This window comes from Duganella sp. GW821-FHT01E12, from assembly GCF_059422325.1.
The window spans coordinates 81,056-101,048 of the sequence record NZ_JBWKWR010000008.1 but is presented as its reverse complement, the minus strand read 5'-3'; the positions used below and the strand labels follow the sequence as shown (position 1 = coordinate 101,048).

Below are 19,993 nucleotides of genomic sequence, written 5' to 3'. Positions count from 1 at the left end.
CTCTTGGGAGGTACGATGTCCCATCTTAGGATTGCGCCGAATCACTGTCCAATATATATTTAAGCCGTTACTCATACTTAAAAAAGATAATGGAACTCCGCCACCTGCGCTATTTCGTCGCCGTCGCCGAGGAGCTCAGCTTCACGCGCGCGGCCGAACGCCTGCACATCGGCCAGCCGCCGCTGAGCCATCAGATCCAGATGCTGGAGGCCGAAGTGGGGGCGCTGCTGCTGGAACGCAGCAAGCGCTGGGTGCGCCTGACGGAGGCGGGCAAGCTGTTCCTGGACGACGCCCGCCGCGTGCTGGCGCTGTCCGAACAGGCGGTGCAGACCGCGCGCCGGGCCGAGCGCGGCGAGGCCGGCGAGCTGCGCGTGGGCTTCACCTTCTCCACGCCGTTGACGCCGCTGTTCGCGACCGTGGTCAACCGCTACCGCCAGCGCTATCCGGGCGTGACGCTGACCTTGCGCGAGATGTCGACGGTGCCGCAGATCGACGCCATCGCCAACCGGGAACTGGATCTGGGACTGGTGCGCCCGCCGGAAGTGGCGGTGACCGACGCGGTCAGGATGACGGCGCTGCGGCACGACCCGCTGACGCTGGTGCTGCCGCTGGCCCATCCGCTGGCCAAGAAAAAGGCGGTCGCCATCGGCGACCTGCGGGGGCTGCCGTTCGTGATGTATCCGAAGACGGCAGGCACCGGCATCTACCATCAGATTTTCCGGCTGTGCCGGGCGGCCGGCTTCATGCCGACCATCGCGATGGAAGCGAACGAAGCGTCGACCATCATCGGCCTGGTGGCGGCCGGCTGCGGCATCTCGGTGCTGCCGGCCTCGTTCGGCATCATCCACATGGGCGGCGTGTGCTACCGCCCGCTGGCCGATCCGGAAGCCACCACCACCCTGCTGCTGGCGCAGCGCAAGGACGAGACCTCGCCGCTGGTGGCGGCCTTCCTCGCGGTGGCGACCGAGGCCGCATCAGCTTAGTTGTAGTCGGCGTCCAGCTCGGAGCCGGCGTAGTTTTCCAGCTCCGCGAACAGCGTCTTCATCGCCGTGCGGCCCTTGATGTTCTGGATCACCGTGCAGCTGTTGCGGTAGCTGGCGATGCGCTCCAGCAGCACCGGATGATGCTGCACCGGCACCTTGGCCACCAGCGCGGCCCAGCCCTCCTCGTAGTCCGGCTTGGCCTTGCGCACCGCCTTGACGAAGCGCTCGAACTCCTTCTGTCCGGTGCGCGCCACCACGCGGCCGCCGCCTTCGATGGCGAAGATGACGGCCAGCGCGATCACGCCCTCGGCGTTGAGGTCGGTATCGCTGACCGGGCCTTCGCTGTGGTGGCGGCGCAGCCAGCCGGCCAGGCGCACCACGGCCTGGACTTCCTTGCGCTGCTTGAGCATGACCTCGTAGCGCTCCAGGCCGTTCCAGTTTTCATTCGGATCGGTCTGGCACAGGTCGATGAACAGGTCGCGCAGTCGCCGCGCCGAATACACCGGATCGGTATCGTACTCGCCGACCAGCGCGTCCTCCGGCAGCGCCGACAACTCCTTGATCAGCCGGAAGCCGATCTGGAACGCGTGCTCGGCGCCGTGCTCGATCAGGAAGTCCAGCGCCGCGAGGTCGCCCTCGTGCATCAGCGCGTGGTCCAGCCCCAGCGACACCCCGCCCACCGTCAGCTGCATGGCTTTCTGGATGCCGTCCGCGGTGCGGTCGTTGGTGAACTTCTCGGCCACCATGGCGGTGATACCGGTCAGCTCATCGGCCAGCGCGTAGGCGGCGTCATCGTCGGGATGGGCCGCCAGTTGCTGGATGGCGCGGGTCAGGCGCGGTAAATTTTCTACGACAATTGCTGGCAGCATGTATCAGACACCCATCACGAGAAAATGCCGGTGCCCAGGCTGCGGCGCGAACCGGGCTTGGCGGCGCTGCGCGTGGACGGCACCTGCTTGCGCAAGCGGTACAGCAGTTCCTTGGTCGAACGTTGCAGGAAGGTCGGCTCGTCGTCCGGGTCGTCGCTGAATTCGGCGTCGGCCAGGTCGGCGCTGTGGCGGAACTCCGGGAACAGCTCGAACAGCGCGCGGTCCCAGCCGTCCTCCGAGGCCTGCGCCAGCGCGATCGCCAGCGGAACCACGTCGTTGTCGGACGAGGTCTGGCCGGTCAGATAAGGGCCCTTGGAGATGATCTCGCCGGCCACCTCCAGGATTTCCTTGGGCGCCATCGAAAACAGGATGGCGAACGCGGTCGCGCCGTGGTCGGTGGCCGAGGCCGCCTGCAGCAGCTCGACGCGGCGTTCCTCGTCGTCGGTGGAAAACACCACGCCGTGGATGTGCGCGAACAGCGATTCGGCGATGCGCTCCGGGTCGTCCTCGATCAGGTCGTCCGGCCAGGTCGCGGCGAAGAAGGCCAGGCTGTCGGCCCAGGCCTTGGGCGGCACCAGCAGGGTCGCCAGCGACATCTTGCCGCCGTCGAAGCCGGCCATGTGCAGCGCCGTCACCTGCGGCGGGATGTTGCCCAGCACTTCCACCACCGCCAGGTCGCCGAACTGGTCGGCAGCCTCGGCGAAGGCTTGCTCGGCGTGGCTCAGCGAGCCCGCCAGCACCAGCTCGGTCACTTGCTTGCTCAGCGCCGGCAGATTACTTTTCTCGGTCATGGTTACTCTCCATCCTGGTCGAACATTTGGGCGAAGTCGTCGGTGGCCTGGTCTTCGTCCTCGACATCGTCGCCGTCGTCGTTGGCCGACAGCTGGTCCAGCGACTGGTCGTCGTCGTCCCACTTGCGCGGGTTCTTGTACAGGAAGGCGGTGATGATGGCCTGGCGCGCCAGGTCCGGCAGGTTCTCTTCCAGCGCCGCGTACATGCGCGCCGCCTCCTCGCCCTTGCACGAGGCCATGGCGAACACGCGGCCGGCGTCGCCGAACTCGTAGTCCTCGGCCTCGGCCAGCAAGCCCTTCGGATTGTTGAACTCCAGGTGGTCGACCAGCGCGAAGGCCAGCATGTTGACGTCCTCGATGCCGCCGCCGCTGGCGTACTCGGAGACCAGCGCGTCTATCATGCGCTGGTAGTTCTTGCGGTCTGGAGGGTCGCCCAGGATGCCCTCGATCTGGCCTTCGAGCTCGCGCGATTGATAGGCGAACTCAGGGTGTACTTTTCTAGACATTGCTTGCTTTCTTTTTCTGGTGTGTGTCCGGCTCAGGCCGGTGGCAGCACGGTGCCATGCAGGTTGAACACCGAACGCCACAACTGGTACGCTTCCGCTTCCGGGTCGATGATGATGCGGTGGTTCACGCTCTGGTTGTATTCCTCGCGCTTGACCGGATCGGACAGGATTTCATAGGCCTTGGTGATGGCCTTGAAGCGCGCCTCCGCGCCGGGCGCCTGGTTGCGGTCCGGGTGGAAACGCATCGCCAGCGAGCGGTACACCTTCTTGATCTCGTCGTCGGTGGCGTTAGGCGCGACACCCAGCGTGTTGTAGTAATTTTCCATTTTGGAAACTCCGGGCCGTGATGCCGAAACAATTAAAGATGAATTATACCCGTGCGGCAGCCCCCTAATCCGCCTCAGGCCGCCGCAACGCAGCATTTCCGCCGCTGTCATAGAGGGGATACGGTAAAATGCCCTTCACTCGAACTTTTGCAAAGCCAACTTTTCAGATGAGCAACGACAAAAACAGCCCAGCGCCCGTCCTGACCTCCAATTTCCTGCGCGCCATCGTCGAATCCGACCTGGCGGCCGGCACCCACGTCCGCCCTGGAATGCCGAGCGTGATCACCCGCTTCCCGCCCGAGCCGAACGGCTACCTGCACATCGGCCACGCCAAATCGATCTGCCTGAACTTCGGCCTGGCGCGCGACTACCAGGGCCGCTGCAACCTGCGCTTCGACGACACCAACCCGGCCAAGGAAGAGCAGGAATACGTCGACACCATCATCGACAGCGTCAAATGGCTGGGCTTTGACTACGACTACCCGGCCGCCAACGGCGGCGTCGAGCACCACCTGCACTACGCGTCCGACTACTTCGAGCAGCTGTACGCGATGGCCGAATACCTGATCGAACAAGGCTACGCCTACGTCGACAGCCAGTCGGCCGACGATATGGCGGCCAACCGCGGCAATTTCAACACGCCGGGCAAGAACTCGCCGTTCCGCGACCGTCCGGCCGCCGAATCGCTGCAGATCTTCCGCGACATGAAGGCCGGCAAGTACGCCGACGGCGAGCACATCCTGCGCGCCAAGACCAGCGAGGACGCGATGTCGTCGCCCAACATGAACCTGCGCGACCCGGCCATCTACCGCATCCGCCACGCCCACCACGTGCGCACCGGCGACGCCTGGTGCATCTACCCGATGTACGACTACACGCACCCGATCTCGGACGCGCTGGAGAACATCACCCATTCGATCTGCACGCTGGAGTTCCAGGACCACCGCCCATTCTACGACTGGCTGCTGGCCACCTTGTCCGAAGGCGGCTTCTTCAAGCTGCCGGTGCCGCGCCAGTACGAGTTCTCGCGCCTGAACCTGACCTACGTGGTCACCAGCAAGCGCAAGCTGCGCCAGCTGGTGGAAGAGAAGATCGTCGACGGCTGGGACGACCCACGCATGCCGACCATCGTCGGCCTGCGCCGGCGCGGCTACACGCCCGAGGCGATCAAGCTGTTCTGCGAACGCATCGGCGTGACCAAGGCCGACGGCTGGATCGACATGAGCACGCTCGAAGGCTGCATCCGCGAAGACCTGGACCCGAAGGCGCCGCGCGCCACCGCCGTGCTGCGTCCGCTGAAGCTGATCATCGACAACTACCCTGAAGGCCTGACCGAGGAATGCAGCTCGCCGGTCCACCCGCACCACCCGGAAATGGGCGTGCGCACCTTCCCGATCACGCGCGAGCTGTGGATCGAGGAGGAGGACTTCATGGAAGTGCCGAGCAAGGGTTACTTCCGCTACTACCCGCCGGTCGACGACAAGCCGGGCAGCCGCGTGCGCCTGCGCCACGGCTACGTGACCGAATGCACCGGCTTTGACAAGGACGAGAACGGCAAAGTGGTGGCGGTCCACGTCAACTACTTCCCGGATTCGAAATCGGGCACGCCGGGTTCGGACAACTACAAGGTCAAGGGCAACATCCACTGGGTCTCCGCCGCCACCGCGCTGGAAGCCGAAGTGCGCCTGTACGACCGCCTGTTCACCGACGCCAACCCGGACGCCGGCGGCAAGGACTTCATCTCGCTGCTGAACCCGAACGCCAAGGAAGTCATCACCGCCTGGCTGGAGCCGGGCATGAGCGCGGCTCAGCCGGACCAGCGCTTCCAGTTCGAGCGGCACGGCTACTTCGTGGCCGACCGCGTCGATTCCACGCCGGGCAAGCCGGTGTTCAACCGCATCGTCACGCTGAAGGACAGCTGGGTCGCCAAGTAGGCGCTTCGCTCACGACGAGTTACACGCGGCAAGGCCGGCGCCCTCCCCCGGGAGGCGCCGGCCTTTTGCTTTGACGAGCAAGGCCGGCATGTCTAGGACAAATAGCAAATTTGCAAATTTACTTGACTAGCATCGCCAATGTTTCCTATATTCAGCCTATACCCGGCACCAGGAGTTGCGTCAAGCAATCGATATGGCAGCGTTTCTAGCGCAAAAACAATTGTTCTCGCCGACCAAGCCGGTCTGGTGGGCCGGCGTCCTGCTGTCGCTCGGGATCAGTGTGCTGTTCTACGTGCTGGTCTACAAGACCATCGAACACGACGCCAACGGACGCTTCACGCAGCAGGCCCGCAACGCCCAGTACAACATCACGTCGCGCATCAACGCCTACACCGACGTGCTGCGCGGCACCGCCAGTTTCTTCGACGCCAGCGACCGCGTGACCCGCGCCAGCTTCCACCGCTACGTCAACGGCCTGGACCTGGAGCGGCAATTCCCCGCGCTCGACAACGTCAACTTCACGCAATATGTGACCGCCGCCCAGCGCCCCGCCTTCGAGCGCGAGGCGGCCCGCAGCGGCGACGGCCGGCCGGACGGCTACCCTAACTTCTCCATCACGCCCAAGGGCCAGCGCGAGGAATACTCGGTGCTGACCATGATCGAACCGGTCGCGCCGTTCCGCCACCGGCTCGGGGTCGACATCAGCGCCAGGGAACAGGCGGCGCGCGCGATCACGGTGGCGCGCGACACCGGCAAGCTGATCACCTCCGGCATGCCGATCGAAAACACCCGCGACGCCCAGGGCTGGGCGCTGGCGATGCGCCTGCCGCTGTACCGCAAGGACTTGCCGCTGAACGATGTGGCGCAGCGCCGGGCGGCCTACATCGGCTCGGTGGGCATAGGCTTCAGCGTGCCGCGGCTGGTGCGCGCGGCCATGGATCAAATGCAGGTGCGCGAGGTGCACCTGATGCTGTACGACGGCGGCCAGAACGCCGACGGCAGCACCTCGCCGCAAACCCTGCTCTACGATAACCGCAGCAACGCCCAGCGCGCGCCGCGCTCGGCCGAGCGCTTCACCATCGTGCTGCCGCTGGACTTCAACGGCCGCCAGTGGTCGGCCCATTTCAGCGCGCCCAAGTCGGTGTGGTACAGCCGCTTCGACGCCTTCCTGCCGTGGCTGGCGATGGCCTGCGGCTTCGTCGGCTCGCTGCTGTTCTACCTGCTGTTCCACACGCTGTCGTCGTCGCGCCTGCGCGCCATCAAGATGGCCAAGGCCATGACCAAGGAATTGCGCGACAGCCAGGCCAAGCTGCAGCAGTCGCACCACAAGCTGCGCCAGCTGGCGGCCCACGCCGACCAGATCAAGGAACAGGAACGCAAGCGCATCGCGCGCGAGATCCACGACGACCTGGGCCAGAACCTGCTGGTGCTGCGGATCGAGGCCGACCTGCTGGCCTCGCGCACCCGGCAAAACCACCCGCGCCTGCACGCGCGCGCGTGCAGCACGCTGACCCAGATCGACAGCACCATCAAGAGCGTGCGCCACATCATCAACGACCTGCGGCCGACCGTGCTGGACCTGGGCTTGAACGCGGCGGTGGAATGGCAGATCGCGCAGTTCCGCCAGCGTTCCGGCATGGTCTGCGAACTGATCGAACACCAGAGCGACATCCGCATCGACGACCGCTGCGCCACCGCCTTCTTCCGCGTGCTGCAGGAATCGCTGAGCAACATCGTGCAGCACGCGCGCGCCAGCCTGGTGCGGGTGGAGCTGCGCCAGGCTGGCGGCATGCTCAGCATGACCATCAGCGACAACGGCGTCGGCCTGCGCGAGAGCAGCCGCAACAAGGTCGGCTCGTTCGGCCTGGTCGGCATCGAGGAGCGCATCAGCCTGCTCGGCGGCCATTGCGCCATCACGGGCGGCCACAACGCCGGCACCACGGTGTCGATCTCGGTGCCGGTCGACTACATACCGCCCGCCACCGACGAACTCAATGCCAGCCCGCGCCTGGCCGACGCCGCCGCCTGAATGTCAGCGTTTTCCCAATACAGTAGGATTTTCCTGACGAAAGCTTGATAAAAATCAAAGGGACTGCATTCGTGCCGGGCAAAAATTGCAATTGTTCCACTTTTTTAACCCGCTTCATCAACGCAAAGGAAACGCCATGAATGTCATCAATGCACTGGACCTGGAACCGATCAAAGTCAAGCTGATGCACAAAGAATCCGGCGAAGGCTGGTCGCTGGAACGCGCCAACGCCATCGAAATCGAGTACCGCCGCTTCCTGTTCTTGATGAAGCAGTTCCCCAACGAGCAGACCGCGCCGCTGGTCGACGTGGATACCTTCTGGCACTACCACATCCTGGACACGATGAAATACGCGGTCGACTGCGACGCCGTGTTCGGCCATTTCCTGCACCATTTCCCGTACATCGGCCTGCGCGGCGAGGATGACCTGGTGGCGCACGAACGCCTGGGCCATCGCATGCAGGAATTGTATGAAGAGACTTTCGGCGAATCCTACCTGCGCGGTGCCATGCATCAGGACGTGGCCTACTCGGCCGCGCCTGGCGCGACGGCCTACTCGGCTGCGCCGGGCGTAGCGGCCAACACCGCGTACTCGGCCGCTCCAGGCGTCGCCGCCAACACCGCCTATTCGGCAGCGCCTGGCGTTGCAGCAAAAACCGCCTACTCGGCCGCCCCTGGCGTTGCCGCCAAGACCGCGTACTCGGCAGCTCCTGGCGTCGCCGCCAAGACCGCCTATTCGGCAGCTCCTGGCGTTGCCGCCAACACCGCGTACTCGGCAGCCCCTGGCGCCGTCGCCAAGACCGCCTACTCGGCCGCTCCGGGTGCCAGCGCCAAGACCGCCTATTCGGCAGCACCAGGCCTGACCGCATACTCGGCCGCACCAGGCAAGGTGGCGGAAGGCCTGCAAACGGCGGCGGACGCCGGCGCGATCATCGAGCAAGCCCGCGTCGCCAGCTTCTACAGCGACCGTCCACGCCTGAGCCCTTCGGCCTGAGCGCTGGCGTTTGCGCCACACGCGGCAAAGCGAACAGGCGGACTGCTCAAATAAGTGGCATACTCTGGGGATATTTATGGATGATGGGAGTTCATCATGGCTGTCAATACCGTAGCTTCCAGTACTGCCGCCGTACAAGCAACGCCGCCCCGCCAGCCTGAGCCGGTGAAAGCGGCGGACAAACCCGCCGAACGCGTTACGCCGCCGGCGCCGCCGCAAGTGGCTGCCGCGCCGACCGTCAACACCAGCGGCCAGCGCATCGGCACCACCATCAGCACCTCGGCCTGATCTACAGCCGAGTCCAGCCGCATAAGACAACGGCGCGTGACCGAGAGGTCCGCGCCGTTTTCTTCGTGGCTATCAGGCAGCCATCAATTCGCGCAGTTCGCGAATGCTGAAGTCGCTGATCTCGTGCATGCGGATCAGGATGGTCGCGCCGATAGGCAGCGTGTTGTGACGGATCTTGCTGATGACCGGTGGCGCTACTTCCAGCGCGCGCGACAGGGCCGCATCGTTTTTCAGTTGCAACTTTTCGATGATGGCGTCCAGCACGCGATTCGGATTGTAGGTCGGCGATGCGGTGATTTCTTTGATAGACATAATGTTTTTCAGTAGGTTCTGGCCGTCTTTGGCAAAAAACGACACATGGGTAAAAAAAATTTTAAGCTCTATTACCAATGAAGCACTACAAAACACAGACATTTATGCCGGTTTTTAGTGCTTAGCCGAGATAATACACGTTTACGTTAACGAACGGCTAACTCATCAGACATTTCTGTGAGATTTAGAGAGATTCTACCCCTATTTCTTGTGCTAGGAAGATATTTGTTGCGAGAAAAGGTATAAATATTGGTAAAGTCAGTTGGAGCGGCTGATGCCGGCGGCGCGGAAACACCATTCAACGGCCATCAAGGCGGCCAGTTGGGCGATCGTGCCAGGGAGGAGGATGGAGGAAGATGCGGGAAAACCGAGGTCGTACGAATTATAGTGCCAGCCTAACTGGCGGCGGATCTCGTCGGGGGTGGGCGGAGGGCGGCGGTCGCATTCGCGCTGGTGCATGTAGGCACGGACCTGCTCCTTGCTAGGATGGGAAGTGGCTGTCATGCGCATGGCTCCTTCGTGAGATAGCTAACAATATCGTATCATGTGCAGACTTGATTGATATAGCTCATACAAATTGCGTTGCCATTTTGGCACAAACAACCCGGAAGTGACTTGCATAACTGCAAGTTTCACGCCGTCTTTACCTGCTTTTACATACTCCCATGACCTACGAAGAATTCCTCGACGAAGTAACCACCCTGCTGCACGAAATCTATGACCTCGACGACGCCGCCGCCATCAAGCTGGTGGTCGACGCCCAGGACGCCGAATATTTCGTCACCCACGACGACGTGCCGGAAATGCGCACGCCGGAGCAGGCCCGCAAGGACGCCGTCGCCCTGTACGAAGCCAAGCAGAACAAAGTGCAGACCCAGAAGAAGCAACAGCAGCGCGTCCAGCAGAAGAAGCGCCCGCCGCGCGCCTGATCACCCCTCCAGCAGCTGCGCCACCGTGGCGTAGCGCAAGCGCACGCCCAGCTCGCGCTTGATGCGCCCGTTGCTCAGGCGCCGCGATTCCGACATAAACGACAACAAGGCCGGCGTCACCGCCTGCCGCAGTTCCGCGCGCGCCAGGCGCGGCGGGCGCGGCAGCTGGTGGGCGTCCGCCACCGCGTCGAAATACGCCGCCATCTTCATGTCGCTGTCGTCCACCGCGTGGTACACGCGGTTGGGGCGGCCGCGGAACAGCGCGCGGACGATGATGGCGGCCAGGTCGTCCGCGTGGATGTGGTTGGTGTACACGTCGTCTTCCTCGATCAGCGCCGGCGTGCCGGCCTGCAGGCGCTTGAGCGGCAGGCGCCCGGCGGCGTAGATGCCGGGCACGCGCAGGATGGACAGATGTGCTCCGGCGCGGTTCGCCCAGCAGCGCAGCACCTGCTCGGCGTCCACCCGGCGCAGGGCGCGCGGGTTGCGCGGCGCCACCGGACGGCTCTCATCGAACAACACGCCGCCGCAATCGCCGTAGACGCCGGTGGTGCTGACATAAACCAGACGGGCATGCTCAGGTAAAATGGCGGTCAGATTGCGCGTGCGGCGGTCCAGCGCGCCCTCGGCGGGCGGCGGCGCCAGGTGCACGACGTGGCTGGCCAGGCCGGCCAGGCGCCGCAACGTGGCGGGCCGGTCCAGGTCGGCCACCAGCGGCACCGCGCCCAGCGCGCGCAATTCGGCGCAGCGCGACGGCTGGCTGGTGGTGGCGAACACGCGGAAATACGGGCGCAGCAGCGGCAACAGCCGCATGCCGACATCGCCGCAGCCCACGATCAACAGGCGCGGCAGTTTGAATTTTTGACTAGTGAGTTTTTTCATCTGAAGGATTGTATGACGTTTCAAATTACTGTACAGCCTAGCGGCCATCAATTCAGCTGCGAGGAAGACGAAACCGTGCTGGCCGCGGCCATGCGCGCCGGCGTCGGCCTGCCCTACGGCTGCAAGAATGGCGCCTGCAGTTCCTGCAAGGGCAAAGTGCTGTCCGGCTCGGTCACGCACAAGGCGCACCAGGAACGCGCGCTGACCAAGGACGAGGAAGCGGCCGGCTACTCGCTGTTCTGCTGCGCCACCGCGCAGCAAGACCTGGTGATCGAGGTGCGCGAAGTGGCCGGCAGCGACGACTATCCGATCCGCAAGATGCCGTCGCGCGTGGCGACGCTGGAAAAACTGGCGAGTGACGTGATCGTGATGACGCTGCAGCTGCCGGCCAACGAGACGCTCAAGTTCCGCGCCGGCCAGTATATCGAATTCATGCTGCGCGACGGCAAGCGCCGCAGCTACAGCCTGGCTTCGCCGCCGGACCAGGATCAGCCGCTGAGCCTGCACATCCGCCACATGCCGGGCGGCCTGTTCACCGACCAGGTGTTCAGCACCATGAAGGAACGCGACATCCTGCGCTTCGAAGGCCCGATGGGCACCTTCTTCGTGCGCGAGGACAGCGACAAGCCGATGGTGCTGCTGGCCTCCGGCACCGGCTTCGCGCCGATCAAGGCCATCATCGAGCACCTGCGCGCGCAGGGTTCGGCCCGTCCGATGACCTTGTACTGGGGCGGCCGCCGCCCGCAGGACCTGTACATGGACGCGCTGTGCCGCCAGTGGGAGGCGATCCTGCCGAACTTCAAGTATGTGCCGGTGATCTCGGCCGCGCAGCCGGAAGACCACTGGAGCGGCCGCACCGGCTTCGTGCACGCCGCCGTCATGGCCGACCTGCCCGACCTGTCCGGCCATCAGGTGTATGCCTGCGGCGCGCCGGTCATGGTCGAGTCGGCCAAGCGCGATTTCGTCGCCCAGTGCCAGCTGCCGGAGGACGAATTCTACGCCGACGCCTTCACCACCGAAGCCGACATCCACAAGCCCTGAGCATCCACCCCACCGGGAGCAGACAGGGATGCAGAGTCCCGGCTCTGCTCCCTGAAAGCGCCAATGTCCGACAGCACCGCACCTTCCTCCAACGGCTTCGGCGTCCTGCGCCACCGTAACTTCTCGCTCTACCTCACCGCCCGCACCCTGGCCACCCTGGCCGTCCAGATGCAGAACGTCGCCATCGGCTGGCAGGTGTACGCGCTGACCCACAATCTGTTCGACCTCGGCCTGATCGGCCTGGCGCAGTTCGCGCCCTTCCTGCTGCTGATCCTGATCGCCGGCCACGCCGCCGACCGCTACAACCGCCGCCTGCTGATCGCGCTGGCGATGGGCGCGCAACTGCTGTGCGGCCTGGCGCTGCTGGCCTTCACCGTCGCCGGCCTGAGCGCGGTGTGGCCGGTGTTCGCCGTGCTGGTGCTGTTCGGCAGCGCGCGCGCCTTCATGGGGCCGGCCACGCAGGCGATGCTGGTCAACCTGGTGCCGCCCGAGCGCTTCAGCCAGGCCGTGGCGCTGAGTTCGTCGAGCTTCCACGTCGCCGTCATCCTCGGCCCCACGCTGGGCGGCCTGTTCTACCTGGCCGGGCCGAAAACGGTTTATATGATTTCCTCGGCGCTGCTGCTGGCGGCGGTGGTGCTGATGTGCCTGGTCAAATCGGTCAAGCAGCCCAGCAACCGCGAGCCGGCCACCTGGCACACGGTGCTCGAAGGCCTGCGTTTCGTCTGGTCCAAGCCGGTGGTGCTGGGGGCGATTTCGCTCGACCTGTTCGCCGTGCTGTTCGGCGGCGCCACCGCGCTGCTGCCGGCGCTGGCGCACGACGTGCTGCACATCGGCCCGACCGGCCTGGGCCTGCTGCGCACCGCGCCCGGCGCCGGCGCCGCCGTGTGCTCCATCGCGCTGGCCTTCTTCCCGATCACGCGCCGGGTCGGCGCCTGGATGCTGGGCGGCGTGGCCGTGTTCGGCGCCGGCACGCTGGTGCTGGGCGCCACCGCCACCTTCCTGGTCGCGCTGAGCGCCCTGTTCGTCATGGGCGCCGGCGACATGATCAGCGTCTACGTGCGCCACCTGCTGGTACAGTACGAAACGCCGGACGCGATACGCGGGCGCGTCAGCGCGGTCAACTCGGTGTTCATCGGCGCCTCCAACGAGCTGGGCGAATTTGAATCGGGCCTGACCGCCGGCTGGATGGGCCTGACCCGCGCCGTGCTGTTCGGCGGCGCCGCCACGCTGGCCGTGACCGGCATCTGGACGGTGCTGTTCCCGGTGCTGTCGCGCATGGACCGCTTCCCCCACGAGGACAAACAATGAGCTTACGCATACGCCTGCCGGGCATCATCCACAGCCGTCCCCACCTGAGCCTGGCGGTCGCGCTGGGCGCCATCACCGCCCCGCTGCTGCCGCACGCCTGGCCGCTGCTGGCGCGCCTGCTGACGGCGTGGAACGTCACCGTCTGGTCCTACCTGCTGTCGATGGCGTGGATGATGGTGCGCGCCGACCAGCACGACATCCACCGCGCCGCCTGCCGCCAGGATGAAAAGGGGCCGGTGATCCTGTCCACGCTGTCGCTGGTGATCCTGATCAGCCTGGTGGCCATCGTCTCGCAGCTGTCGACGCTGAAGAACCTGGAGCCGGCCGACATGGCCTACCACTATGGCTTCGTGGTGCTGACGCTGACCGGCTCGTGGTTCATGATAGGCACCATGTTCTGCTCGCATTACGCCCATCTGTACTACATCAAGAACGACGGCGAGAAGCCGCTGCAATTTCCCGACCGGGAATTGACGCCGAACTACTGGGACTTCCTGTATTTTTCGTTCACCATTTCGGTGGCGGCGCAGACCTCGGATGTGACCGTGCGCGGCCGCGCCATGCGCCAGGTGGTGCTGGGGCAATCGGTGCTGTGCTTCTTCTACAACCTGGCCATCCTCGGGCTGTCGATCAATATTGCCGCTTCGCTCATCAATGCCTGACGTCTTAAAGGGAACCTAAGACGAAAAGGAGTAATATTGAGTTGCAGTTCAACAAACAGGAGCAAGCGTATGCAAATCAATATCAATGCCGACAAAACCATCGACCGCCATGCCGGTCTGGATGAACATGTACAAACGGTCGTGAGCAATGCCCTCCACCGCTTCGGCGAACAGATCACCCGCGTCGAAGTGCACCTGAGCGACAACCTGGTGCAGAAATCGGCCGACGGCGACAACCGCTGCCTGATGGAAGCCCGCGTCACCGGGTATCAACCGATCGCCGTCAGCGATCACGCCGCCACGCTGCATCAGGCGATAGGCGGTTCGGCGGAAAAACTCAAGCGCGCCATCGACAGCGCCCTGGGCCGCCTGCATGACAAGGACAAGCGTCACGCGAACGGCGCCGTGCCGGCCGCAGCCGATGCGGAAGACACCGAATAATTCACATGGGGGCGGGAGCTAGCGCTGTGCCAGCTCCCGCAAATACCTCAGTCCCTGCAGCGCCCGGCTGCCATACCACGACATCATCTCCCCATCGACCAGCAACACCGGCTTGCCGATTTGTTTTTCCAGCGCGTCCGCATGGGCTTCCGTGAAGCGATACGGCTCGCTCGACAGCAGCACCCCATCCACCTGCGCCAGCAATTCCGGCGACCACTCGAAGCGCGGATAACGCACCTCGCCCAGGTCCGGCACGCTCCAGCCGATTTCCTCCAGCATGCGCGCGATGTAGGTGTCCTGCGCAACCGTCATCCACGGGTCTTGCCAGATGCAGTACAACATGGTCTGCGGGCGGCCCGGCGGCATGGCGCGCAGCAAGGCGTATTCCGCCTCGAACGCGGCGCACCAGTCGGCGGCGGCCTGCTCGCGGCAGAACACCCCGCCCATCAGGCGCGCCAGCGCCAGGTTGTCGCGCGGGCGCAGCGGATGGGTGACGACGATGTTGGGAATGAACTCGGCCAGCAGCTCGACGGTCGGCTTTTCGTTCTCGTCGATGTTGACCACCAGATGGGTGGGCGCCAGCTTGCGGATCTTGTCGATATTCACATCCTTGGTGCCGCCGATCTTGGGGATGTTCCGCACCACATCAGCCGGATGGATGCAGAAGCCGGTGCGCCCGACCAGCTGCGCCGCCAGGCCCAAGTCGCACAGCAGTTCGGTGATCGACGGCACCAGCGAGACGATGCGCGCGTTCGGATCGGCCTGATGCGCGGTGCCGAGCGCGTCGGTATATTCCATGTTGTCATCTCAATGTGGGCAATGCGACATTGAAGCATCTGCGGATACATCGTGCAACAACTGAGGGTGGAAAATTACACAGGGTGCAGGTCAGTTCAGCTATGATTACCGTGCTTGCCCATCAGCATCCTGAAAGACCATTTTGAAACAAATCAGCACATTCGGCGCCTCCCGCTACCAGATCGGCGACCTGCAGCTGCTGCGCAACGCCGATGACGACACCGCCATCGCCAAGCTGCTGGCGCCCTGCCCCATCATGCAACTGGAAGCCGACCAGGCGGTCACCGAGTCCAGCCGCGCCCGCCTGTACATCGTGTTGCGCGGCGCCCTGTCGGTGGCCACCGACACCCGCACCGGCATGGCCGACGGCACCGTCAGCAAGATACTGCCGGGCGAAAGCGTCGGCGAACAATCGGTATTGGACGAGGAAGCCAACCTGTCGAGCATCACCGCGCTGGAGCAGAGCGAGGTGCTGGTGATCGAGGCCGACATCGTCTGGAAGCTGATCGACGAATCGAATGTGCTGGCGCGTAACCTGCTGCGGCTGCTGTCCTTCCGCATCCGCGCCGCCAACGCGCAGCTGCGCCGGCGCCAGAAGCTGGGCGAGTTCTACCGCCAGCTGTCGATGATCGACGGCCTGACCGGGCTGTACAACCGCGCCTGGCTCAACGACCTGCTGCCGACCATGGTGGCCACCGCGCAGGGCTCGCACGCGCCGCTGGCGCTGATCATGATCGACCTCGACCACTTCAAGAAGTTCAACGACAGCCACGGCCACCTGGCCGGCGACCAGGCCTTGCGCGCCGCCGCGCACGTGCTCAGCAGCGCGCTGCGGCCCACCGATTTCGCGGTGCGCTACGGCGGCGAGGAAATGATGGTGCTGCTGCCGGACACCAGCGACAAGGTCGCGGTGGCGGTGGCCGAGCGCCTGTGCGAACGGATGCAGCAGGCGGTGGTGTTTGCCGACATGCGCGTGCCGCTGCCGCAGATCACCGCGTCGTTCGGCGTGGCGACGCTGCAGGCCGGGCAGGACGAGCAGGCGCTGATCGCGGCGGCCGACGGCGCGCTATACCGCGCCAAGCACCAGGGCCGCAACCGCGTGGCCCATCACGAGGCGGCGGTTTAAGCGGCGCCCTTGGTGTCGGAAGCGGCCGGCTGCGCCTTGTGCGCGGCGGCGAAGTCGGCGTAGCCTTTCTGCACCAGCTCGTAAGTCTTGTCGATATTGCTGGCGACGTCGCCATTGAGCACCTTCAGCCCGTCCAGCACGCCGCGCGCTTCCTTGAAGCCCTGGTCCACGCCTTTTTTCAGCGTCTCCATGAACTTGTTGAGCACCGCATCGCCGTCCTCGCCGGGGTGCTGCTGCTTGAACGCTTCGTAAAACGCGGTCGACAGCGATACAATGCGGCTCGCAGTGCCTTCCGGCGTATTATCCTGCGACACGGCGTTCTGGATGGCGTTGTCGCCGAAATCGCCCTTGAGCGCCTCGTTGATGCCGGTCAGCGCTGTTTTCAGCAAGACCGACAGCGGTTCGTTGGAAGAATTCAGCGATACCGTCAAAGAAGCTTGTACGATAGACACATTGAGCTGCGCCTTGGCCTTGGCCGCGACCGACATATTGCCGTCGTCCTTGGCCGCGGCCGGAACGCCGGAGCTGGCAGCCGTGCCGCCGGGAGTTGCCGATACTGGAGTCGCCATGATCTAGCTCCTGTTGAGGGATATCCAGTAATTAACGGCAGAATAACGAATAACTTGACCGCACCCTATGACCACACAGACCTTTCTCTGGCACGACTACGAAACCTTTGGCGCCCAGGCGCGCCGCGACCGTCCGGCGCAGTTCGCCGCGATCCGCACCGACGCCGACCTGAACGAGATCGGCGACCCGATCATGTTGTACTGCAAGCCGGCCAATGATTTCCTGCCGGACCCGCAATCGTGCCTGATCACCGGCATCACGCCGCAGCAATGCCTGGAATGGGGCGTGCCCGAGCACAAGTTCGCCGCCACCATCGAGCAGGCGTTCTCCAAGCCGGGCACCATCGGCGTGGGCTACAACACCATCCGCTTCGACGACGAGATCACCCGCTTCATGTTCTGGCGCAACCTGATCGACCCGTACGCGCGCGAGTGGCAGAACCAGTGCGGCCGCTGGGACTTGCTGGACGTGGTGCGCATGACCTACGCGCTGCGCCCGGAAGGCATCGAGTGGCCGCTGCGCGAGGACGGCAAGCCCAGCTTCAAGCTGGAGCACCTGGCCAAGGCCAACGGCCTGCTGCACGAGGCGGCGCACGATGCGCTGTCGGACGTGCGCGCCACCATCGCGCTGGCGCGGCTGATCAAGCAGAAGCAGCCCAAGCTGTTCGACTTCTGCCTGGCGCTGCACAAGAAGGACCGCGTGGCCGACGAGATCGGCATGCACCTGGCGCCGCAGCTGCGCGCGCCCTTCCTGCATGTGTCGGGCATGTTCCCGGCCGAGCGCGGCTGCATCGCGCTGGTGTGGCCGCTGGCCACGCATCCGACCAACAAGAACGAGGTGATCGTCTGGGATTGCAACTACGATCCGAGCGAGCTGTTCACGCTGGACGCGGACACCATCCGCACCCGCCTCTTCAGCCGCGCCGACGCGCTGCCGGAAGGCGTGACGCGCTTGCCGGTCAAGAGCATCCACCTGAACAAATCGCCGATGCTGGTGTCCAACCTGAAGACGCTGTCGCCGGCGATGGCGGCCAAGTGGGGCATCGACCTGGAGCAGGGCAAGGCCTACGCCGCGCTGGCCGCGGCCGGGCGCAACATGGATGCGGTGTGGGAGCAGGTGTTTTACCGTCCCGCCGGCGACGAGCTGGACGTGGACGAGGATCTGTACAACGGCTTCGTCGGCAAGGAGGACCGCCGCACGCTCGACACGCTGCGCAAGGAAACGCCGGCCAGGCTGGCCACGGCGTCGCCGTCGTTCAGCGATCCGCGCCTGCTGGAGCTGCTGTTCCGCTACCGCGCGCGCAACTTCCCCGAGACCCTGTCCGAGGGCGAGATGGAGCATTGGGAACAGCACCGCGCGGCGCGCTTCTACGAGGGCGCCGGCGGTGCGCGCAGCATCGACCAGTTCTTCGGCGAGATCGACCATCTGCAACAGGATGCCGATGAGCGCGCCGAACAGATCCTGGCCGAGCTGTACGAGTACGTGGAGCTGATCGCTCCAGCGCACTAAGCCCGCTTAGGCGCGGTGCTGGTTGATGGCGTCGCGCGTTTCCAGCGCCACGCGGCGCGCGGCGGCGGCGAAGTCTTCAGCGGCTTGCGGCGCCGCGTACAGGATGGCGCGCGACGAGTTGATCATCATGCCGGTGCCGTTGTAGGTGCGGCCCGACTTGACGGTCGCTTCGATATCGCCGCCCTGCGCGCCGATGCCCGGCACCAGCAGCGGCATGTCGCCGACGATCGCCCTGACCTGCGCCAGTTCCTCCGGGAAGGTGGCGCCCACCACCAGCGCGCACTGGCCGTTGGCGTTCCACTTGTCCGCCACCAGGCGCGCCACGTGCTGGTACAGCGGCTTGCCGTCGACGTTGAGGAACTGCAGGTCCGAACCGCCCGGGTTCGAGGTGCGGCACAGGATGATCACGCCGCGCTCGCTCCACTCCATGTACGGCTCCACCGAATCCGAACCCATGTAGGGGTTGACGGTCACCGCGTCGGCGCCGTAGCGGTCGTAGGCTTCGCGCGCGTACTGGCGCGCGGTGGCGCCGATGTCGCCGCGCTTGGCGTCCAGGATCAGCGGCATGTGCGGGTAGTTGTCGCGCACGTAGTGGCAGATCTTCTCCAGCTGGTCTTCCGCGCTGAGCGCCGCGAAGTAGGCGATCTGCGGCTTGAACGAGCACGCCAGGTCGGCGGTCGCGTCGATGATCTCGCGGCAGAAGTGGTAGATGCCTTGCGGGTCGTTCTGGAACTGGGCCGGCAGCTTGGCCAGGTCCGGGTCCAGGCCCACGCACAGCAGGGAGTCGTTGGCCGCCCAGGCGGCAGATAATTTGTTGATGAAAGTCACGACGCACCCCTCGAATTTATTGCAAACCCTCTATTGTAACGCGCCCGCACCGGGCTGTTAAAATTTGGTCCTCACTCCTTAGAAAGCAAAAACCTATGAAACTCTCCAACAAAGTCGCGATCGTGACCGGCGCCACCCAAGGCATAGGCTTGGCTTGCGCGCAGCGCCTGGTGGCCGAAGGCGCCAAGGTCATGCTGGTGGACATCAAGCCGGAAGGCGCCGCGGCCGCCGCCACGCTGGGCGAGCAGGCGCGCTTCTTCGCCGCCGACGTCAGCCAGAAATGCGACGTCGACGCGCTGGTGGCCGCCACCCTGGCCGCATTCGGCCGCATCGACATCCTGATCAACAACGCCGGCGTCACCCACGCCGCCGATTTCCTCGACCTGACCGAGGACGATTTCGACCGCGTGCTGCGCATCAACCTCAAGTCCATGTTCCTGTGCGGCCAGGCGGTGGCGCGCGAGATGGTCAAGCAGCGCAGCGGCTGCATCATCAACATGTCCAGCGTGAACGCCGAGCTGGCGATTCCGAACCAGGTGCCGTATGTGGTGTCCAAGGGCGCGATCAACCAGCTGACCAAGGTGATGTCGCTCAACCTGGTCACGCACGGCATCCGCGTCAACGGCATCGGCCCCGGCACCATTCTGACCGAACTGGCCAAGCAGGCCGTGATGGCCAGCCCGGAGGCGCGCCACACCATCCTGTCGCGCACGCCGATGGGCCGCTGCGGCGAACCGGAGGAAGTGGCCTCCATCGCCGCCTTCCTGGCCAGCGACGACGCCAGCTACATGACCGGCCAGACCCTGTATGTGGACGGCGGCCGGCTGGCCTTGAACTACACGGTGCCGGTGAACTAGGGAGTTATGCGAA

At 64.8% G+C, this 19,993-nt stretch carries 23 protein-coding genes; 13 read left to right on the top strand and 10 right to left on the bottom strand.

All coding sequences use genetic code 11. The features are described from left to right. Nucleotides 1–89: 89 nt before the first annotated feature. On the top strand, nucleotides 90–983 hold the full coding sequence (locus tag AC07WS_RS21435) for a LysR family transcriptional regulator (RefSeq protein WP_494731039.1): 894 nt from the start codon (nucleotides 90–92) through the stop codon (nucleotides 981–983). Here the strand turns inward: AC07WS_RS21435 and AC07WS_RS21430 are convergent. From AC07WS_RS21430 to AC07WS_RS21415, 4 genes are read right to left on the bottom strand one after another with little or no spacing between them, the layout of a single operon-like run. Continuing rightward, nucleotides 980–1,852: a hypothetical protein gene (locus tag AC07WS_RS21430; RefSeq protein WP_494731038.1), complete on the bottom strand. Its 873-nt coding sequence runs from the start codon at nucleotides 1,850–1,852 to the stop codon at nucleotides 980–982. The genes AC07WS_RS21435 and AC07WS_RS21430 overlap by 4 nt on opposite strands. 14 nt (nucleotides 1,853–1,866) lie before the next feature. Beyond that, entirely contained in the window at nucleotides 1,867–2,643 is a 777-nt protein-coding gene (locus tag AC07WS_RS21425; RefSeq protein WP_494731037.1) for a hypothetical protein, read from the bottom strand. A gap of 2 nt (nucleotides 2,644–2,645) precedes the next feature. Next, nucleotides 2,646–3,149, bottom strand: a complete 504-nt coding sequence (locus AC07WS_RS21420; RefSeq protein ID WP_117015447.1) for a hypothetical protein — start codon at nucleotides 3,147–3,149, stop codon at nucleotides 2,646–2,648. A 32-nt stretch (nucleotides 3,150–3,181) separates the two neighbouring features. Continuing rightward, nucleotides 3,182–3,475, bottom strand: a complete 294-nt coding sequence (locus AC07WS_RS21415) for a DnaJ domain-containing protein (RefSeq protein ID WP_494731036.1) — start codon at nucleotides 3,473–3,475, stop codon at nucleotides 3,182–3,184. Between the two features lie 167 nt (nucleotides 3,476–3,642). Here AC07WS_RS21415 and AC07WS_RS21410 point away from each other — a divergent pair, with 167 nt between their 5' ends. The 4 genes from AC07WS_RS21410 (at nucleotide 3,643) to AC07WS_RS21395 (ending at nucleotide 8,720) form a co-directional block, all read left to right on the top strand. Next, nucleotides 3,643–5,409 (top strand): glutamine--tRNA ligase/YqeY domain fusion protein, encoded by a 1,767-nt coding sequence (locus AC07WS_RS21410; protein ID WP_494731035.1) that lies wholly within the window; start codon nucleotides 3,643–3,645, stop codon nucleotides 5,407–5,409. 193 nt (nucleotides 5,410–5,602) lie between these two features. After that, the gene (locus tag AC07WS_RS21405) at nucleotides 5,603–7,438 is read left to right on the top strand and encodes a CHASE domain-containing protein (protein WP_494731034.1); all 1,836 of its coding nucleotides are present in this window, start codon (nucleotides 5,603–5,605) and stop codon (nucleotides 7,436–7,438) included. Nucleotides 7,439–7,574: 136 nt separating this feature from the next. Continuing rightward, nucleotides 7,575–8,432 carry a glycine-rich domain-containing protein gene (locus AC07WS_RS21400; protein WP_494731033.1) on the top strand — a complete coding sequence of 286 codons (858 nt, stop codon included), beginning with the start codon at nucleotides 7,575–7,577 and terminating at the stop codon, nucleotides 8,430–8,432. A 96-nt stretch (nucleotides 8,433–8,528) separates the two neighbouring features. Beyond that, a complete protein-coding gene (locus AC07WS_RS21395; protein WP_217940862.1) occupies nucleotides 8,529–8,720 on the top strand; it encodes a hypothetical protein in 192 nt (63 codons plus the stop codon). A 72-nt stretch (nucleotides 8,721–8,792) separates the two neighbouring features. On the opposite strand, the gene AC07WS_RS21390 is transcribed toward AC07WS_RS21395, so the two are convergent. Continuing rightward, nucleotides 8,793–9,032, bottom strand: coding sequence for a hypothetical protein (locus AC07WS_RS21390; protein ID WP_008445950.1), 240 nt, complete (start codon nucleotides 9,030–9,032; stop codon nucleotides 8,793–8,795). A 258-nt stretch (nucleotides 9,033–9,290) separates the two neighbouring features. Continuing rightward, the gene (locus AC07WS_RS21385; protein WP_494731032.1) at nucleotides 9,291–9,536 is read right to left on the bottom strand and encodes a hypothetical protein; all 246 of its coding nucleotides are present in this window, start codon (nucleotides 9,534–9,536) and stop codon (nucleotides 9,291–9,293) included. Between the two features lie 161 nt (nucleotides 9,537–9,697). Between AC07WS_RS21385 and AC07WS_RS21380 the strand changes: the two genes are divergently transcribed. After that, nucleotides 9,698–9,961, top strand: a complete 264-nt coding sequence (locus AC07WS_RS21380) for a hypothetical protein (protein ID WP_161092006.1) — start codon at nucleotides 9,698–9,700, stop codon at nucleotides 9,959–9,961. Here the strand turns inward: AC07WS_RS21380 and AC07WS_RS21375 are convergent, their stop codons facing one another. Next, nucleotides 9,962–10,840 carry an SDR family oxidoreductase gene (locus AC07WS_RS21375; RefSeq protein ID WP_494731031.1) on the bottom strand — a complete coding sequence of 293 codons (879 nt, stop codon included), beginning with the start codon at nucleotides 10,838–10,840 and terminating at the stop codon, nucleotides 9,962–9,964. 12 nt (nucleotides 10,841–10,852) lie between these two features. Here AC07WS_RS21375 and AC07WS_RS21370 point away from each other — a divergent pair, with 12 nt between their 5' ends. The 4 genes from AC07WS_RS21370 to AC07WS_RS21355 all read left to right on the top strand — a co-directional run bounded on the left by AC07WS_RS21370 (nucleotide 10,853) and on the right by AC07WS_RS21355 (nucleotide 14,292). Then, nucleotides 10,853–11,881 (top strand): CDP-6-deoxy-delta-3,4-glucoseen reductase, encoded by a 1,029-nt coding sequence (locus tag AC07WS_RS21370; RefSeq protein WP_494731030.1) that lies wholly within the window; start codon nucleotides 10,853–10,855, stop codon nucleotides 11,879–11,881. Between the two features lie 63 nt (nucleotides 11,882–11,944). Further along, on the top strand, nucleotides 11,945–13,189 hold the full coding sequence (locus tag AC07WS_RS21365; RefSeq protein WP_494731029.1) for an MFS transporter: 1,245 nt from the start codon (nucleotides 11,945–11,947) through the stop codon (nucleotides 13,187–13,189). Next, complete coding sequence (locus AC07WS_RS21360; protein ID WP_494731028.1) at nucleotides 13,186–13,851, top strand: DUF1345 domain-containing protein; 666 nt, start codon at nucleotides 13,186–13,188, stop codon at nucleotides 13,849–13,851. The genes AC07WS_RS21365 and AC07WS_RS21360 overlap by 4 nt, the downstream gene beginning before the upstream one ends. A 69-nt stretch (nucleotides 13,852–13,920) precedes the next feature. Beyond that, the gene (locus AC07WS_RS21355; RefSeq protein WP_494731027.1) at nucleotides 13,921–14,292 is read left to right on the top strand and encodes an HPF/RaiA family ribosome-associated protein; all 372 of its coding nucleotides are present in this window, start codon (nucleotides 13,921–13,923) and stop codon (nucleotides 14,290–14,292) included. 18 nt (nucleotides 14,293–14,310) lie between these two features. Here AC07WS_RS21355 and AC07WS_RS21350 read toward each other — a convergent pair whose 3' ends face one another. Then, on the bottom strand, nucleotides 14,311–15,090 hold the full coding sequence (locus AC07WS_RS21350; RefSeq protein WP_494731026.1) for a helical backbone metal receptor: 780 nt from the start codon (nucleotides 15,088–15,090) through the stop codon (nucleotides 14,311–14,313). A 142-nt stretch (nucleotides 15,091–15,232) separates the two neighbouring features. Here AC07WS_RS21350 and AC07WS_RS21345 point away from each other — a divergent pair, with 142 nt between their 5' ends. Beyond that, entirely contained in the window at nucleotides 15,233–16,216 is a 984-nt protein-coding gene (locus AC07WS_RS21345; RefSeq protein ID WP_494731025.1) for a GGDEF domain-containing protein, read from the top strand. On the opposite strand, the gene AC07WS_RS21340 is transcribed toward AC07WS_RS21345, so the two are convergent. Next, a complete protein-coding gene (locus tag AC07WS_RS21340; RefSeq protein WP_494731024.1) occupies nucleotides 16,213–16,785 on the bottom strand; it encodes a DUF5610 domain-containing protein in 573 nt (190 codons plus the stop codon). The two genes, AC07WS_RS21345 and AC07WS_RS21340, sit on opposite strands and share 4 nt — an antisense overlap. A gap of 67 nt (nucleotides 16,786–16,852) precedes the next feature. Between AC07WS_RS21340 and sbcB the strand changes: the two genes are divergently transcribed. Next, nucleotides 16,853–18,295: an exodeoxyribonuclease I gene (sbcB, locus tag AC07WS_RS21335; RefSeq protein ID WP_494731023.1), complete on the top strand. Its 1,443-nt coding sequence runs from the start codon at nucleotides 16,853–16,855 to the stop codon at nucleotides 18,293–18,295. A 6-nt stretch (nucleotides 18,296–18,301) separates the two neighbouring features. On the opposite strand, the gene pyrF is transcribed toward sbcB, so the two are convergent. Next, nucleotides 18,302–19,123, bottom strand: coding sequence for an orotidine-5'-phosphate decarboxylase (pyrF, locus tag AC07WS_RS21330; RefSeq protein ID WP_494731022.1), 822 nt, complete (start codon nucleotides 19,121–19,123; stop codon nucleotides 18,302–18,304). Between the two features lie 95 nt (nucleotides 19,124–19,218). Between pyrF and AC07WS_RS21325 the strand changes: the two genes are divergently transcribed. Continuing rightward, a complete protein-coding gene (locus AC07WS_RS21325) occupies nucleotides 19,219–19,980 on the top strand; it encodes an SDR family NAD(P)-dependent oxidoreductase (RefSeq protein WP_494731021.1) in 762 nt (253 codons plus the stop codon). Nucleotides 19,981–19,993 lie beyond the last annotated feature (13 nt).

Coding starts and splice junctions, on each gene's coding strand:
- AC07WS_RS21375 (WP_494731031.1), bottom strand. CDS start 10,840: ATGAAAAAACTCACTAGTCAAAAATTCAAACTGCCGCGCCTGTTGATC.
- AC07WS_RS21410 (WP_494731035.1), top strand. CDS start 3,643: ATGAGCAACGACAAAAACAGCCCAGCGCCCGTCCTGACCTCCAATTTC.
- AC07WS_RS21385 (WP_494731032.1), bottom strand. CDS start 9,536: ATGACAGCCACTTCCCATCCTAGCAAGGAGCAGGTCCGTGCCTACATG.
- AC07WS_RS21425 (WP_494731037.1), bottom strand. CDS start 2,643: ATGACCGAGAAAAGTAATCTGCCGGCGCTGAGCAAGCAAGTGACCGAG.
- AC07WS_RS21380 (WP_161092006.1), top strand. CDS start 9,698: ATGACCTACGAAGAATTCCTCGACGAAGTAACCACCCTGCTGCACGAA.
- AC07WS_RS21400 (WP_494731033.1), top strand. CDS start 7,575: ATGAATGTCATCAATGCACTGGACCTGGAACCGATCAAAGTCAAGCTG.
- AC07WS_RS21370 (WP_494731030.1), top strand. CDS start 10,853: ATGACGTTTCAAATTACTGTACAGCCTAGCGGCCATCAATTCAGCTGC.
- AC07WS_RS21360 (WP_494731028.1), top strand. CDS start 13,186: ATGAGCTTACGCATACGCCTGCCGGGCATCATCCACAGCCGTCCCCAC.
- AC07WS_RS21350 (WP_494731026.1), bottom strand. CDS start 15,090: ATGGAATATACCGACGCGCTCGGCACCGCGCATCAGGCCGATCCGAAC.
- AC07WS_RS21390 (WP_008445950.1), bottom strand. CDS start 9,032: ATGTCTATCAAAGAAATCACCGCATCGCCGACCTACAATCCGAATCGC.
- AC07WS_RS21355 (WP_494731027.1), top strand. CDS start 13,921: ATGCAAATCAATATCAATGCCGACAAAACCATCGACCGCCATGCCGGT.
- AC07WS_RS21415 (WP_494731036.1), bottom strand. CDS start 3,475: ATGGAAAATTACTACAACACGCTGGGTGTCGCGCCTAACGCCACCGAC.
- AC07WS_RS21430 (WP_494731038.1), bottom strand. CDS start 1,852: ATGCTGCCAGCAATTGTCGTAGAAAATTTACCGCGCCTGACCCGCGCC.
- AC07WS_RS21325 (WP_494731021.1), top strand. CDS start 19,219: ATGAAACTCTCCAACAAAGTCGCGATCGTGACCGGCGCCACCCAAGGC.
- AC07WS_RS21405 (WP_494731034.1), top strand. CDS start 5,603: ATGGCAGCGTTTCTAGCGCAAAAACAATTGTTCTCGCCGACCAAGCCG.
- AC07WS_RS21420 (WP_117015447.1), bottom strand. CDS start 3,149: ATGTCTAGAAAAGTACACCCTGAGTTCGCCTATCAATCGCGCGAGCTC.
- AC07WS_RS21395 (WP_217940862.1), top strand. CDS start 8,529: ATGGCTGTCAATACCGTAGCTTCCAGTACTGCCGCCGTACAAGCAACG.
- AC07WS_RS21365 (WP_494731029.1), top strand. CDS start 11,945: ATGTCCGACAGCACCGCACCTTCCTCCAACGGCTTCGGCGTCCTGCGC.
- AC07WS_RS21435 (WP_494731039.1), top strand. CDS start 90: ATGGAACTCCGCCACCTGCGCTATTTCGTCGCCGTCGCCGAGGAGCTC.
- sbcB (WP_494731023.1), top strand. CDS start 16,853: ATGACCACACAGACCTTTCTCTGGCACGACTACGAAACCTTTGGCGCC.
- AC07WS_RS21340 (WP_494731024.1), bottom strand. CDS start 16,785: ATGGCGACTCCAGTATCGGCAACTCCCGGCGGCACGGCTGCCAGCTCC.